Origin of the sequence: Chitinophaga sp. HK235 (assembly GCF_018255755.1) — a bacterium.
Lineage (GTDB): Bacteria > Bacteroidota > Bacteroidia > Chitinophagales > Chitinophagaceae > Chitinophaga.
Genome location: NZ_CP073766.1, coordinates 6,840,405 through 6,855,197 on the forward strand (window position 1 = coordinate 6,840,405; position 14,793 = coordinate 6,855,197).

Here is a 14,793-nt window from a genome sequence, read left to right on the forward strand (position 1 = left end):
AAAATGTGTAGATGGTTTAGAAATTATACCCCATCCTTACCTTGATAGGATCTGTTCTCGGTACATGCTGGTTGTAGAGAAAGTCAAAAAGGACCATCATATTGCCTTTTAACTTACTGTTGATCTTATACTTTTTGCTGATGCCTATCAGGCCGCTGGGCGTCCAGGCCTGGCCCACGCCGCCTGTGGCCGCAACGCCTTCAGGCTGGTAGTTTTGTTCATAGCCACCATTGAGGAAGAAAGTGCCTTTCAGCTTCCAGTCGATGAAGGAGCGTATGCTGGCACCCTGACCGCTGAAGTGAATATCATTGAAACCGGTGCCCATACCCAGTTTATAGGAGCCGCCAATACCTACGCTACCGTTTTTATGGAATTTATAGGCTACCTGTCCGGCGAGGTCGCTGGTGGTGGGGAAGAATTTGGTACTGCGCTGAAACTGTATGTTGCTGCCGAATTCCAGCCGTTGAAGAAAACTTTTTGTTTTCATTTCGTTGGGCTTAAAATTAGGCATGTCTGCGGCGTTATCGAGGTCGGGGAATTTGCTTTTCAGCTCATTCATTTTGCTGCGAGCTTCGGCCATCTGCTGACCTACAGCGGCGCCGGCATTCGGACCGCCACCCAGTCGCTGTTGTATCAGCTGTTCTACCTGGTTGCGTGTTTGCAGGCCTTCCAGGCTTTGTGCGGAGGCGGTGCTGTTCTGCAGGTTAAACAATCCGGCCAGCTGGGAATGTTTCTGCATGAAATCATTAAAGGCAGGCACCTTTTTAATGATTTCCATGGCTTTCTGTTCTGCTTTCTTTTTGTCTTTGAAGATCTCTTTATATTCTTTCAGCTGTTGTGCATAATAGTAGGCTTCCTTGTTCATTTTCTGCAGGTCTTTGGTGAAGCCGGTGTATTGAGACAGCTGTTCTTTCAATTGTTGTTTCCTTTCGCGGATAAATGCTTTGATGGCTTCCGCCTGTTGCAGTTTATCTTTCAGGGCATCCATGGATTTGGTGGCGCCGTTGAGTTTGTCGGTAATCCCTTTGGATTGTTTGAGCAGGTCTTTGGAGTTTTTGAGGAAGGCCAGAGAGTTCTGTAAACTATCAAGATAAGGGCCTCCGGGCTGGGATAATGCGGAAGGTACTTTGCCCAGTTTGCCCTTCAATCTGGCCTGTAAATTACCCAGTGAGTCAATGCTGCGGGTAAAGATATTACGGGCGGCTACACTGTCTATTTTGGCCAGTTTTTTCTGCATGGATTGTTCTTCCTTCAGGAGCCGTTTCAGGGCTTTGTCGGTGCGTGCGGTAACCTGTTTATTCATTTTGTCGGCTTTGTTTTTAGCCGTGGAAATAAACTTTTCAGGTACCTGTTGTACTTTGGTTATTACACTGTCTTTTTGGGCAGTAAGGTTCTGCGCAGTCACATTGGAAAACGAGATACAAGACAGTAATATAAGGATATAAAAAATTTTCATATAGGTAAGGGTTACAAATTATCTGGCCACTCTGCAAAGTAACGTAAAATCCCAGGAAATCAGCTAGCATTAAAGTTATACACTCACCAGCAAATTATGCATTCTCGTCTGGAAAAACAAGCATAAAAAAATCCCCGGCCACCAGGGCCGGGGAAATACTCTATACTTATTAAACCCCTTTTCTTGATTATGCGCTGCAGGTTACACAACCTTCTTCCATGGTGCATACAGCCCCTTCAGGGATGTCTTCCAGGGAAACATCGCCGCCTTTGGCGATAATGGGTTGCATCTGCTGACCGCCCTGTTTCTCAACAGTAAACTGTACGGCTTGTGTAGCTGCCTGGGTACGCAGGTAGTACATACCGGTTTTCAGTCCTTTTTTCCAGGCGTAGAAGTGCATGGAGGTCAGTTTGGCGGCAGTAGGTGTATCCACAAACAGGTTCAGTGACTGAGACTGACAGATGAACGCACCGCGGTCAGCTGCCATGTCAATGAGGCTACGCTGTTTGATTTCCCATACTGTTTTATATAGTTCCTTGATATTGCCTGGGATCTCAGCGATGTTCTGGATAGAACCATTGGAGGCAATGATCTTGGTTTTCATGTCATTGTCCCAGAGGCCCAGTTCTACCAGGTCTTTCAACAGGTGTTTGTTTACCACCACAAACTCACCACTCAGTACACGGCGGGTGTAGATGTTGGAGGTGTAAGGCTCAAAGCACTCGTTGTTACCCAGGATCTGGGAAGTGGATGCTGTCGGCATCGGAGCCAGCAGCAGGGAGTTGCGGATACCGTTCTTAACAACAGACTTTCTCAGCGCCTCCCAGTTCCAGCGTGAAGAAGGTGTTACATCCCACATGTCAAACTGCAGGATACCTTTGGATGCCGGAGATCCGGGGAAGGTTTCGTAGTGGCCTTCTTTTTTGGAGAGGTCGTTGGAAGCGGTCAGTGCTGCGAAGTAGATGGTTTCAAATATTTCGCTGTTCAGTTTTTTCGCTTCAGCGCTCTCAAAAGGATAACGCATCAGGATAAACGCGTCGGCGAGACCCTGTACACCCAGGCCGATAGGGCGGTGGCGCAGGTTGCTGCGTTCTGCCTCTTCTACCGGGTAGTAGTTATTGTCAATGATTTTGTTCAGGTTCAGGGTAGCCTGGTAGGTTACTTCATATAACTTCTGATGGTCAAACTGTCCCTCATTGATGAAACGGGGCAGTGCCAGGGAGGCCAGGTTACATACGGCTACTTCGTTGGCATCGGTATACTCGATGATTTCGGTGCAGAGGTTGGAGCTCTTGATAGTACCGAGGTTCTGCTGGTTGGATTTGCGGTTGGCAGCATCTTTATACAACAGGTAAGGAGTACCGGTTTCTATCTGCGCGTCCAGGATGGCGAACCACAGGTCCTGTGCTTTCACGGTTTTACGGGCACGGCCTTCCTGTTCGTATTTTTCATACAGCGCTTCAAATTTTTCGCCCCAGCATTCGTGCAGTCCGGGTGCTTCGTGCGGACAGAAGAGTGACCAGGTGCCGTTGGCTTCTACGCGTTTCATGAACAGGTCGGGCATCCACAGGGCATAGAAGAGGTCGCGTGCGCGCATTTCTTCTTTACCGTGGTTTTTACGCAGGTCCAGGAATTCGAAGATATCGGCATGCCATGGTTCCAGATAGATGGCGAAAGCGCCTTTGCGTTTGCCACCACCCTGGTCTACATAACGTGCGGTGTCGTTGAATACACGCAGCATCGGAATGATACCGTTGGAAGTACCGTTGGTGCCGCTGATATAGGAACCGGTAGCCCGGATGTTGTGAATGCTCAGACCAATACCGCCGGCGCTCTGGGAGATTTTGGCGGTTTGTTTCAGCGTATCATAGATACCTTCGATACTGTCGTCCTGCATGGTAAGCAGGAAGCAGGAAGACATCTGTGGTTTCGGTGTGCCGGCATTGAAGAGGGTAGGCGTGGCATGTGTAAACCAGCGCTCACTCATCAGGTTGTATGTTTTGATGGCAGACTCGATGTCTTCTTTGTGAATGCCCACAGATACACGCATGAACATGTGCTGCGGACGTTCTACTACTTTACCGTCTGTTTTCAGCAGGTAAGAGCGCTCCAGTGTTTTGAAACCGAAGTAGTCGAATGCGAAGTCGCGGTCGTAGATGATATTGGAATCCAGGATGTCTGCATGCTGTTCAACGATCGCCCAAACCTCGTCAGACAGCAGTGCTGCGTTTTTGCCGGTTTTAGGATCGATGTAGTTGTACAGTTTGCGCATCGTTTTGGAAAACGATTTTTCTGTGTTTTTATGCAGATTGCTTACTGCTATGCGGGAAGCCAGCAGAGCATAGTCGGGATGTTTGGTCGTAAGGGAGGCTGCGGTTTCAGCAGCCAGGTTGTCCAGTTCTGAGGTGGTAACGCCATCATATAAACCCTGAATTACTTTCTTGGCTACATCGATCGCGTCTACATATTCCGTATTAAAACCATAGCACAGTTTTTCAATACGGGCGGTGATCTTGTCGAATTTCACCGCTTCTTTTCTTCCATCTCTCTTGATTACGAACATGGGTTTGTGAATTTAAGAGGTTAGATAAATAATTTGGTTATTTGATCATTTAGTCATTTCAATATTTAAATAACTAAATGATCAAATGAAATAATTAGAAGTCTTCTTCCAGGCTGAAGGTCTGAGCATCTTTGGTACCGCCCATCACACCTGACTTCTGGTAATCTCCCACACGTTTCTCAAAGAAATTGGTCTTACCCTGTAATGAAATCATTTCCATGAAATCAAAAGGATTGGCCGAGTTGTATATCTTGGTGTAACCCAGCTCAGAGAGCCATCTGTCTGCCACAAACTCGATGTATTGTGCCATCAGATCAGCATTCATACCGATCAGGTTTACTGGTAAAGCTTCAGTGATAAATTCCTTTTCATAGGATACCGCATCACGGATGATGGTATGTACCTGTTCTTCAGACAGTTTATTTTCCAGCATGCTATAGAGCAGGCAGGCAAATTCACAGTGCAGACCTTCATCACGGCTGATCAGCTCATTGGAGAAAGTCAGACCTGGCATCAATCCTCTTTTCTTCAGCCAGAAAATAGAACAGAAACTGCCGCTGAAGAAAATGCCTTCTACCGCTGCAAAGGCCACCAGGCGCTCTGCAAAGGAGCCGTTCTCAATCCAGCGCAGCGCCCACTCTGCTTTTTTCTTCACAGCAGGCACCGTGTCGATGGCATGAAATAACCGGTCTTTTTCAGCCGGATCTTTTATATAGGTATCTATCAGCAACGCGTATGTCTCAGAGTGGATATTCTCCATCATGATCTGGAAACCATAAAAGCAACGTGCTTCAGGTATCTGTACTTCGCTCATAAAGTTCACTGCCAGGTTTTCATTCACAATACCATCGCTGGCAGCAAAGAAAGCCAGTACATGGGAGATGAAGTGACGTTCCCCATCATTCATGCCTGCCCAGTCTTTCAGGTCTGCGCTCAGATCAATCTCTTCGGCCGTCCAGAAGCTCGCTTCGTGTTTTTTATAGTGCTCCCATATGGTAGGGTATTTGATTGGCAATAACACAAAACGGTCCTTGTTCTCTTTTAGAAGAATTTCATTCTCGTTACTCATAATAATATTTTTTTATTCGGGTACTGTCGCGGTTTTCGGTTTTTCCTTGTTTGGGGTTGGTATACTGAAAGATCATATACGTCACATTTACTACCTACCCGGGTCCAGCATGTATCCAAAAAAACTAACGTCCAGATTACAAATGTAAGCATCCACTTCAGCGAGGGAAGATATAGTTTTCAACAGGTGTGGAAAAAGAATGTGAACATTGTTGAAAGTTAATACCGTAGCGGGTTTGTGACTATTGTGGATAACACTGTATATAATATCTTTCCCATGTGAAAAAATCATGACATAATGGGGAGAGATATACACAAAAAAATTACACAATCAGATAAGTACATGATCATCAGTATGAAAAATGCCGCTACCAAATTTTTGTTAAATTGAACACAGGTATGTCTTATATATGAATTAATTTTTCATATTTACAGCCTATCAACTATTACGTATGTCCCAACCGGTTATTGCCCTTTATACTGTCAGAAAAAATTACCAGGACGTACCTGTACTGGATATTCCACACCTGGAACTGCCAACAGGCATCTATTGGCTCCAGGGCGAAAACGGCGCAGGCAAAACCACCTGCATGAAAGTAATGGCCGGCCTCATACCCTTCAAAGGGGAAATACGACTCCAGGAAACGGTCAGCAGCCACGAACATCCCGTACAGTTCCGCCGCCTGATCAACTACGCCGAGGCAGAACCCTTCTACCCGGCATTCCTCACCGGCCGCGATCTCCTGGAATTATATCTTAATACTAAAGGCGGCGACCGCCACCTGATCGGGGAAATAGCCGAAAGAATGGGTGTGCATATCTTTGTGAATAACCCGGTAAGCACCTATTCCAGCGGTATGCTCAAAAAACTGTCACTGCTGCTCGCCTTTACCGGCAACCCGGCCGTCATCCTCCTCGACGAACCACTGATCACCATCGATACCCGCACGCTGGCCATCCTGTACGACCTGGTACGTACCTGGCACGCTAAAGGCGTTTCTTTCCTCATCACCTCCCATCAGCCACTCGACCCGGAAGAAATTACCATCACCGGCACCCTCCGGGTAGCAGATAAAAATATTACGCTCAATTAATATGCGTTCAACCACCGCCATCTTACAAAAAATATTCACCGCCCAGTTTTATATCCAGAACACCGGTTTTTTCCTCGTGCTGTTTTATCTGATGTTCGGCGTAGTAGACAGCAGCAGCCTGCTCAGCTACCACCGCTCACTGATGATGGGCTTCCTCGAAGGCCACTCTTTCCTGCTGCTAGTGCTCTTCCTTTGGACACTCTACCTGCTCAAATGCACTGGCTTCGTCATGAAAACACTGCAAACCCGTGGTTATGAATTTCTCTACACCACAATGGGAAGTATGCACAAAAAACAACGCCTCCGCGAATGGGCCTTCATTCATACCGCTATCTACCTGCCGGTACTGATATACTCCGGAATAGCCATCGTTGTAGGTGTCAGACATCACTACTACAGCACCGCTTCCATCATACTGATTTTTAATATTGCCATGTGCTGCTGGCCACTGGCACTCTATGAAAGAAAACTACATAACCCCGATACACTCTTTTTTACCGGTCACCTGCAACGATGGATCAACCGCCATATCGTCAAACCACCGGTATTATATTTTCTGTACGAACTCTTCACACAGTTTCCACGCCGTATCCTCAGCGCCAAACTCATTTCCGCCGCCCTTGTATGGATCACTTTTTTTCTCATGCAACAAGGCGACTACTTCGATCTGCGCGGTCTGCAGCTGGGCGTGATGGTAAGTGTGCTGCTGCATCTGCAACTGCTCACTCATCATCGTGTGTTTGATGATACCTGGCTCAACTTCATGGAAAACCTGCCCATCAGCACTTTCCGGCATTACCTCCGGATGGTAGGTATATACGTGATTATTTTTTTACCGGAGATGATCATGATTATCGTCAACGCCTATACGAAAACAGACGTGTTGTCCCTGCTGATGGTTTTTTGTATGGCACTTTCTTTACTGATGTTTTTCCGCACCTTATTATATTTTCCCAAGATCAACAATGAAATACATGTGCGTTATGTATTACTCACCTGCTTTGTGGTACTATTCCTGATCCTGGGACATAGAGAATGGATCGCTATTCTGCTGCTGCTGCTGATGTCAGCGATCATCTTCTTTAAAAAATATCGAAAATACGAGCCATATATCGAGTCCCAGGGCTGAAGCCCTGGGCTATATTATTGTTTGAGAAAAATGCGGTGGTTTATTTTTTCCTGGCCTATGATTATATTGAAATAAATTCTTTTAGCCCTGGAAAAATAAACCACCGCATCTTATAATAGATTTCTTTTTTGCTCCTGATTATATTGAATTAATTTTTTTAAACTCTGGAAAAATAAACCACTGTATTTCCCTCAAACAATCATAACCCAGGGCTTCAGCCCTGGGATCCTCCGCTCCTTATCCTCAATCAAATCCTCCTCTCTTTATTAACAAACTTACGATGTATCACTTCCTGTACCGGAATATTTTCAATCTTGCTCTCCAGCCAGGAGATGATATCCAGATAAAGGAAGGACCTGCGTTCATAAGGATCTTCAGAGATCTGTTCCAGTCTGTCTTTCAGGTCTACGAAGGCGCTGCGCAGTTCTTTTGGATTAGCATAGATATAACGGCGCAGGAACTTCATGATCTCTTCCATTACCAGCCCGAGGTCTTTGTGTTTGGAGATAAAGTGATACACTGATTTGATCAGGTATTCTACCAGGCTGTAGTTTTCCAGTTCGTAATGGGCAATGAGATGCAGGATGCGTGCAAAGCACTGTATATCGGCACGCAGGTTACCGATTTTCAGGTTGATGATTTTGTTGAGATAAACGATGGCTTTACTGTTGTCGCCACTACCAAAATAGAGGCAGGCGATTTTGTAGTAAAATACGAGTACGCGGTGCTGATCTATTTTCAGGGTATGGTTGCAGATTTCTGTTTCGAGTTCCGGCACCATAGCAAGGCCCTGGCTGAAGGTACCTTCCAGGAAGTAACGGTTGATCTTGGCGGTGTACAGATGTACAAAGGCAGATGTACGCGTGTTTTCGTGGAAATGCTCTTCATTTTCCCGGATGAAATGTTCCAGATCGCAGAGTGCCGATTTGAATTTCTCGAAGTTGGACGTATAAAAATGCGCTGTCAGCAGGTTGTGTTGTGCTTTGATATAAAGGTCCATGTCTGTTTGCTGCATGGCAGGGTACTGTTTGAACAGATCTACCCATTTCTGTGTGTAGCGGTAGTACATCACAAAATCCTGCAGGATATAATAATACCAGGAAGAGGCCTGGTAGAGATATACTTTTTCGTAGAAGCTCATCAGGGAGAAGTCCCGTTGAGGCAGCTGGCTTTCAAAAAATGATTTCACCATTTCTGCGTCTCTTTCGTTGCGGGCGTGTCCCAGCTTGAGGTAGAGGCCGTACATCCTGAGGGACAGTGTGCTCAGGCGGCTGATGTTGGTCAGCTGCAGCTCTATCTGCCTGGATTCGGCGCTCAGAGCTTCGGCCCGGTTTTCCAGGCTTCGGGTGATATGGCGGGATTCTATCAGCTTTTCGAACTCCACGATTTCATAACCCAGCATTACTTCTTCCTGTTCCAGGGCCATGGTTTTGGCTTTGGCCAGAATTTTAAGGCTCTGGTTGTATAATCCTTTGTTATACAGTACCCGGGCATGGTCCAGCTGCTCCCGCAGGTCTATCAGCGGGTCTTTCTGCTTGTACAGCTGCCGGAGGCTGGACAACAGGTGTTTATAAAGATGGGCCTTTACGTTGGACAGCTGTTGCTTTTTCAGGTCTGGCACTTTCTTCAGTATCTGTTCCTCATCATAGTCTTTCATTTTGTCCAACGTATTGAAGAGCTGAATAAACAGAACGTCGTCTTTGCTGTTGTTTTTATTGAAAGCAAGCTGAAAATTTCGCTTTTCGGCTTTTGTAAGTGTTTTTATTAATATGAATAAGGCATCACTTTGACTGTTGGGCATCGTTAATAAAATCTTGTAAGTGTTTGATATACAGAAAGTTGATGTATATCAAGGTGTTTTAAAAGTTGTAATTAAAGCAAATTTAGCGATATGGCAATTAAATATTGACCATTAGATTTGAAGGTATAAAACAATTTAAAAAGGAAAGCATTTAAGGATGGGAAAAACGTTATTTGACAAGATCTGGGACAGTCACATCGTGAAAAGCCGGCCGGACCACCCGGACGCAGTGTATATCAATACACACTTTATTCATGAAGTTACCAGTCCTCAGGCGTTTGATGGACTGCGTAAGCGTAGTATCCCGGTATTTCGTCCGCAGAAAACCAGGGCTACCGCCGACCACAACGTACCGACCATGGACCAGCACCTGCCTATCAAGGAAGCGCTGAGCCGCCACCAGGTGGAAATGCTTACTAAAAATACAGCCGAATTCGGCGTAGAACTGTATGGTCTGGGACATCGCTACCAGGGTATCGTTCACGTGATAGGCCCCGAACTGGGCATTACCCTGCCAGGTATGACCATCGTTTGCGGTGACAGCCACACCAGCACCCACGGCGCCTTCGGTGCCGTAGCCTTCGGCATCGGCACCTCCGAAGTAGAACAGGTACTGGCCACCCAGTGTATCCTGCAATACAAGCCCAAACGCATGAAAATAGAGGTCAACGGTACCCTCAGAAAAGGTGTGCTGTCTAAAGATATCATCCTCTATATCATCTCTAAAATATCTGCTTCCGGCGCTACCGGCTACTTCGTGGAGTATGCCGGCGATGCTATCCGCAGCCTCAGCATGGAAGCCCGTATGACCATCTGCAACATGAGCATCGAAATGGGCGCCCGTGGTGGCCTCATCGCTCCGGATGACATCACCTTCGACTATATCAAAGGCCGCGAGTTTGCTCCACAGGGAGCCGACTGGGACAAGGCCCTGGCATACTGGAAAACACTGTATTCCGATAACGACGCGCAGTTCGATAAAGTACTCACCTTCGACGCCGCCGATATCGAACCACAGATCACCTACGGTACCAACCCCGGCATGGGCATGGGCATCACCCAACAGATCCCTTCGCTGGAACAGATAGACGAAAAAGAAAGACCTTCCTTCAAAAAGTCACTGGAGTACATGGACTTACAGCCCGGCAGCGCTCTGCTCGGCAAAAAAATCGACTATGTATTTATCGGTAGCTGTACCAACTCCCGCATCGAAGACCTCCGCCTGGTGGCCGATCTGGTGAAAGGAAAACGCAAAGCCGAAGATGTGGTGGTGTGGATAGTGCCCGGCTCTAAACAAGTAGAAGCACAGGCTAAAGAAGAAGGCATCGATAAAGTGTTTGCAGAAGCCGGTTTCCAGCTGCGTGAGCCTGGTTGTTCTGCCTGCCTGGGTATGAATGAAGACAAAGTACCTGCAGGTATGTATTGTATTTCCACTTCCAACCGCAACTTCGAAGGTCGTCAGGGCCCTAATGCCCGCACCTTCCTGGCCAGCCCGCTCACCGCTGCTGCTGCAGCCATTACCGGTAGGGTAACGGACGGAAGAGAAGTCTTTGGCTTCTAAAACTTATACCTGGAGCGGTTTGGGCCACTTCCTGTAAAACCAATTGCTGAATTATTAATATCAACCTGTCATGTCTGATACCTGGAACGCCGAATTGTATAAAACCAAACACGCTTTTGTGTTTGAATATGGCAACAGCCTGATCGGAGACTGGTTGCAACCACAGGCCGGGGAGCAGATCCTCGATCTGGGCTGCGGTACCGGAGAACTCACCGCCCAGCTGGCAGCCACCGGTGCACAGGTGACAGGCATTGATGCCTCTCCTGCCATGATCGCCACCGCCCGGCAAACTTTCCCGGAAGGGTCGTTTGATGTGGCGGATGCTACCACTTTCTCACTGCCGCAACAGTTCGATGCTATCTTCTCCAATGCTACCCTGCACTGGGTACGGGAAAAAGGAAAAAGCCATCGCCCGGATGTATGCCCAGCTGAAGAAAGGCGGCCGCCTCGTCATCGAGATGGGCGGAAAAGGCAATGTGGACAGTATCCTGCACACACTCAATATAGTGATGCAGGAAAAAGGATACCACTACGAACCTTTCTGGTATTTCCCTTCACCCGGTGAATATACCACGCTGCTGGAACAGGCAGGCTTTAAGGTGGAAAGGGTGCATTTCTTTGACCGGCCCACCCGGCTGGCAGATCCGCATACCGGCATTATCGACTGGCTGCAGATGTTCGGACAACATTTTTTCGCCGGTATACCGGAAACGGATATACGAAACATCCTGCAGCAGGTGCAGCAGGAACTGGCACCACAGATTACCCGCAACGGTGAACTGTACGCCGATTATGTCAGACTGCGGGTAGCCGCCATAAAAATCTAAACAGTAATCATCATCATGAGTAAAATATTTCAACATCTCGTTTCATCTGCGGTACCTGTACCCATTGAAAATATTGATACAGACCAGATCATCCCTGCACGCTTTCTGAAAGCAACCACCAGGGATGGTTTCGGAGAAAACCTGTTCCGTGACTGGCGCTTTGACGCCAACAATCAGCCTAAAGCTGACTTCGTGCTCAACAATCCCATTTACAGCGGTAAAATACTGGTGGCCGGCAAAAACTTCGGTTGCGGCTCCTCCCGTGAACACGCTGCCTGGGCAATTGGCGACTACGGCTTTAAAGTAGTGGTGAGCAGCTTCTTCGCAGATATCTTCAAAAACAATGCACTCAACAACTTCATCCTGCCTGTACAGGTGAGCGAAACTTTCCTGGATAATATCTTCAAAGCCATCGAAGCAGATCCCAATGCACAGATAGAAGTAGACCTGGAAAACCAGCTCATCAAAATAGTGGCTACCGGAGAAAAAGAAAATTTCGATATCAACGCATACAAAAAAACATGCCTGCTCAACGGGTATGATGATATCGATTATCTCCTGAGCCTGCGCCAGGACATCGAAAAGTACGAAACCACCCGGGAGTTCAATTTCTAACAATCACTAAAACAACATAAAAGCAAAAGCAATCCTAGTATGGGCGTAGAGAAGAAAATATTGGTAATACCCGGCGATGGCATAGGTCAGGAAGTAACCTCCTGGGGCCTGAAAGTGTTGAAGACGATAGCGGCCAACTATCACCACAGCTTCACTTTTGAAGAAGGTATCATGGGCCACGTAGCGATCGAAGCTACCGGCGACCCGCTGCCTGAAGAAACGCTGCAGAAAGCCAGAAACAGCGACGCTATCCTGTTTGGTGCTATCGGTCATGCTAAATACGATAATGATCCTACGCTGAAGGTAAGACCAGAGCAAGGTCTGCTGAAAATCCGCAAGGAGCTGGGCTTATATGCCAATCTCCGCCCTATAAAACTTTTTGATGAACTGCTGGAAGCATCCAGCATCAAGCCGGAAATCCTCCGTGGCTCGGATATCCTCTTCTTCCGTGAACTCACCGGTGATGTGTATTTCGGCGAAAAGAAAAGAACGGAAGACCGCAACACCGCTTCTGACCTGATGATCTACCACCGCTATGAGGTAGAGCGTATCGCCCGCAAAGCCTACGAAGCTGCCCGTACCCGCCGCAAAAAACTCTGCTCTGTAGATAAAGCCAATGTGCTGGAAGCCAGCCGCCTCTGGAGAGAAGTGATGCAGGAAGTGGCTAAAGAATATCCCGATGTGGAAACAGAACACATGTTCATCGACAACGCTGCGATGCAGCTGATCAAGGACCCCAAACGTTTCGACGTAGTGGTGACTGGCAACCTCTTCGGAGATATCCTCACCGATGAAGCTTCCCAGATCGCCGGTTCTATGGGCATGCTGGCCTCTGCCTCTGTTGGTGATAAAGTAGGTTTCTACGAGCCTATCCACGGTTCTGCCCACGATATCGCCGGTAAAGGTATCGCCAACCCGCTGGCGTCTATCCTGTCTGCCGCACTGATGCTGGATATCTCTTTTGGTCTGAAAACGGAGTCCCAGCGTGTGATCAAAGCTGTAGAAGCTACACTCAGACAAGGATACAGAACAATGGATATCGCTAACAAACATACGGATAACGATTTCATTATGGGTACAGACGCCATGGGCGCCAAAGTGCTTGAAAACCTGAACTAATTCTTCATTGAAAATATTTCATTATCATGGATAAAAATCGTGTATACGTCTTTGATACCACCTTGCGCGATGGCGAACAGGTCCCTGGTTGCCAGCTGACTACTGTAGAAAAAATTATTGTAGCAAAAAAACTGGAAGCGCTGGGTGTAGATATCATCGAAGCAGGTTTCCCTATTTCCAGCCCCGGCGATTTTCAAAGCGTAGTGGAGATCTCCAAAGCCGTTACAGAACCGGTGATCTGCGCACTGACCCGCGCCAACACGACAGACATCGACGCTGCCGCTGAAGCGCTCCGCTTCGCCAAACGTAAACGTATCCATACTGGTATCGGTTCGTCGGACATGCATATCAAATACAAGTTCAACAGCACCCGCGAACAGATTCTGGAACGTGCCGTAGCAGCCGTGAAATATGCCCGTAATTTTACGGACGATGTGGAATTTTTTGCAGAAGATGCCGGCCGCGCCGACAACGCCTACCTGGCCCAGATGATCGAAGCCGTGATCGCTGCAGGTGCCACCACCGTGAATATCCCCGATACCAACGGTTACTGCCTGCCCGACCAGTACGGTGCCAAAATCAAATACCTGGTTGACCACGTGTCCAATATCGATAAAGCCATCATCTCCGTTCACTGTCACAACGACCTGGGCCTGGCTACCGCCAACACCGTCGCCGGAGTGATCAACGGCGCCAGACAAGTGGAATGTACCATCAATGGTATCGGAGAACGCGCCGGTAACACTTCCCTCGAAGAAGTGGCCATGATCCTGAAAACACACCATGCACTGGGTTATCATACTAACATCAACTCCAAAGGCATCTACGAAATCAGTACGCTGGTGGAGAAAATGATGCGTATGCCGGTACAGCCCAATAAAGCCATCGTAGGCCGCAACGCTTTTGCACACAGCTCCGGTATCCACCAGGACGGCGTGCTGAAACACCGCGAAAACTACGAAATCCTGAATCCGGAAGATGTAGGTATCAACTCCAACTCCATTATCCTCACCGCCCGCAGCGGCCGTCACGCCCTGAAACACCACCTGGAAAGACTGGGCTATAAAATGGATAAAATCAACCTGGACGAAGTATACCAGCGCTTCCTGGAAATGGCCGACAACAAAAAGGAAATCAGCGATGCAGACCTGCTGCAGCTGATGGGCGACGGCGATAACAAAAACTACGACGATAGAGCGATTAAAGTAACGTTGTTACAGGTGGTATGCGGTGATCCGCTGCGCCCGATGGCTACCGTTAAACTGCGTATCAACGGGGAAGACCGTGAAGCCAGCGCTGCCGGCAACGGCCCTGTAAACGCTACCATCAACGCTATCCACGCTATCATCAAAGATGAAATCGAACTGGATGAATTCAGTATCCAGGCGATGCACGGTGGCAGTGAAGATGTCAGCAAAGTGAATATGCGGGTAAAACACAAGGGACAGGCTTTCTACGGCTTCGGCTATTCTACCGATATCGTGAATGCTTCTGTTCATGCCTATGTAGATGCTCTCAACAAGATATACTAACTATTGCCAATGAAAAGAGTAACGGAGT

General features: G+C 47.7%; 12 protein-coding genes. 8 read left to right on the forward strand and 4 right to left on the reverse strand.

Features of this window, described 5'->3' with window-relative positions; all coding sequences use genetic code 11:
* Positions 1–16: 16 nt before the first annotated feature.
* The 3 genes from KD145_RS26145 to KD145_RS26155 form a co-directional block, all read right to left on the reverse strand.
* Positions 17–1,456 carry a hypothetical protein gene (locus tag KD145_RS26145; RefSeq protein ID WP_249219570.1) on the reverse strand — a complete coding sequence of 480 codons (1,440 nt, stop codon included), beginning with the start codon at positions 1,454–1,456 and terminating at the stop codon, positions 17–19.
* A gap of 187 nt (positions 1,457–1,643) precedes the next feature.
* Positions 1,644–4,019: a ribonucleoside-diphosphate reductase subunit alpha gene (locus tag KD145_RS26150; RefSeq protein ID WP_212002765.1), complete on the reverse strand. Its 2,376-nt coding sequence runs from the start codon at positions 4,017–4,019 to the stop codon at positions 1,644–1,646.
* 94 nt (positions 4,020–4,113) lie between these two features.
* A complete protein-coding gene (locus tag KD145_RS26155; protein WP_212002766.1) occupies positions 4,114–5,088 on the reverse strand; it encodes a ribonucleoside-diphosphate reductase small subunit in 975 nt (324 codons plus the stop codon).
* Positions 5,089–5,539: 451 nt separating this feature from the next.
* Here KD145_RS26155 and KD145_RS26160 point away from each other — a divergent pair, with 451 nt between their 5' ends.
* Complete coding sequence (locus KD145_RS26160; RefSeq protein ID WP_212002767.1) at positions 5,540–6,181, forward strand: ATP-binding cassette domain-containing protein; 642 nt, start codon at positions 5,540–5,542, stop codon at positions 6,179–6,181.
* Between the two features lies 1 nt (position 6,182).
* Positions 6,183–7,310 carry a hypothetical protein gene (locus tag KD145_RS26165; RefSeq protein ID WP_212002768.1) on the forward strand — a complete coding sequence of 376 codons (1,128 nt, stop codon included), beginning with the start codon at positions 6,183–6,185 and terminating at the stop codon, positions 7,308–7,310.
* Between the two features lie 247 nt (positions 7,311–7,557).
* On the opposite strand, the gene KD145_RS26170 is transcribed toward KD145_RS26165, so the two are convergent.
* Positions 7,558–8,967: a hypothetical protein gene (locus KD145_RS26170; protein ID WP_249219571.1), complete on the reverse strand. Its 1,410-nt coding sequence runs from the start codon at positions 8,965–8,967 to the stop codon at positions 7,558–7,560.
* A 301-nt stretch (positions 8,968–9,268) separates the two neighbouring features.
* Here KD145_RS26170 and leuC point away from each other — a divergent pair, with 301 nt between their 5' ends.
* From leuC to KD145_RS26195, 6 genes are all read left to right on the forward strand, one after another.
* The gene (gene leuC / locus KD145_RS26175) at positions 9,269–10,672 is read left to right on the forward strand and encodes a 3-isopropylmalate dehydratase large subunit (protein ID WP_212002770.1); all 1,404 of its coding nucleotides are present in this window, start codon (positions 9,269–9,271) and stop codon (positions 10,670–10,672) included.
* A 70-nt stretch (positions 10,673–10,742) separates the two neighbouring features.
* The gene (locus KD145_RS26180; protein WP_249219573.1) at positions 10,743–11,237 is read left to right on the forward strand and encodes a trans-aconitate 2-methyltransferase; all 495 of its coding nucleotides are present in this window, start codon (positions 10,743–10,745) and stop codon (positions 11,235–11,237) included.
* A complete protein-coding gene (locus KD145_RS32360) occupies positions 11,182–11,499 on the forward strand; it encodes a hypothetical protein (RefSeq protein ID WP_249219575.1) in 318 nt (105 codons plus the stop codon). The genes KD145_RS26180 and KD145_RS32360 overlap by 56 nt, the downstream gene beginning before the upstream one ends.
* 15 nt (positions 11,500–11,514) lie before the next feature.
* On the forward strand, positions 11,515–12,114 hold the full coding sequence (gene leuD, locus KD145_RS26185; protein ID WP_212002771.1) for a 3-isopropylmalate dehydratase small subunit: 600 nt from the start codon (positions 11,515–11,517) through the stop codon (positions 12,112–12,114).
* Positions 12,115–12,153: 39 nt separating this feature from the next.
* A complete protein-coding gene (leuB, locus tag KD145_RS26190; RefSeq protein ID WP_212002772.1) occupies positions 12,154–13,233 on the forward strand; it encodes a 3-isopropylmalate dehydrogenase in 1,080 nt (359 codons plus the stop codon).
* A gap of 26 nt (positions 13,234–13,259) precedes the next feature.
* The gene (locus KD145_RS26195; protein ID WP_249219576.1) at positions 13,260–14,765 is read left to right on the forward strand and encodes a 2-isopropylmalate synthase; all 1,506 of its coding nucleotides are present in this window, start codon (positions 13,260–13,262) and stop codon (positions 14,763–14,765) included.
* Positions 14,766–14,793: the final 28 nt, after the last annotated feature.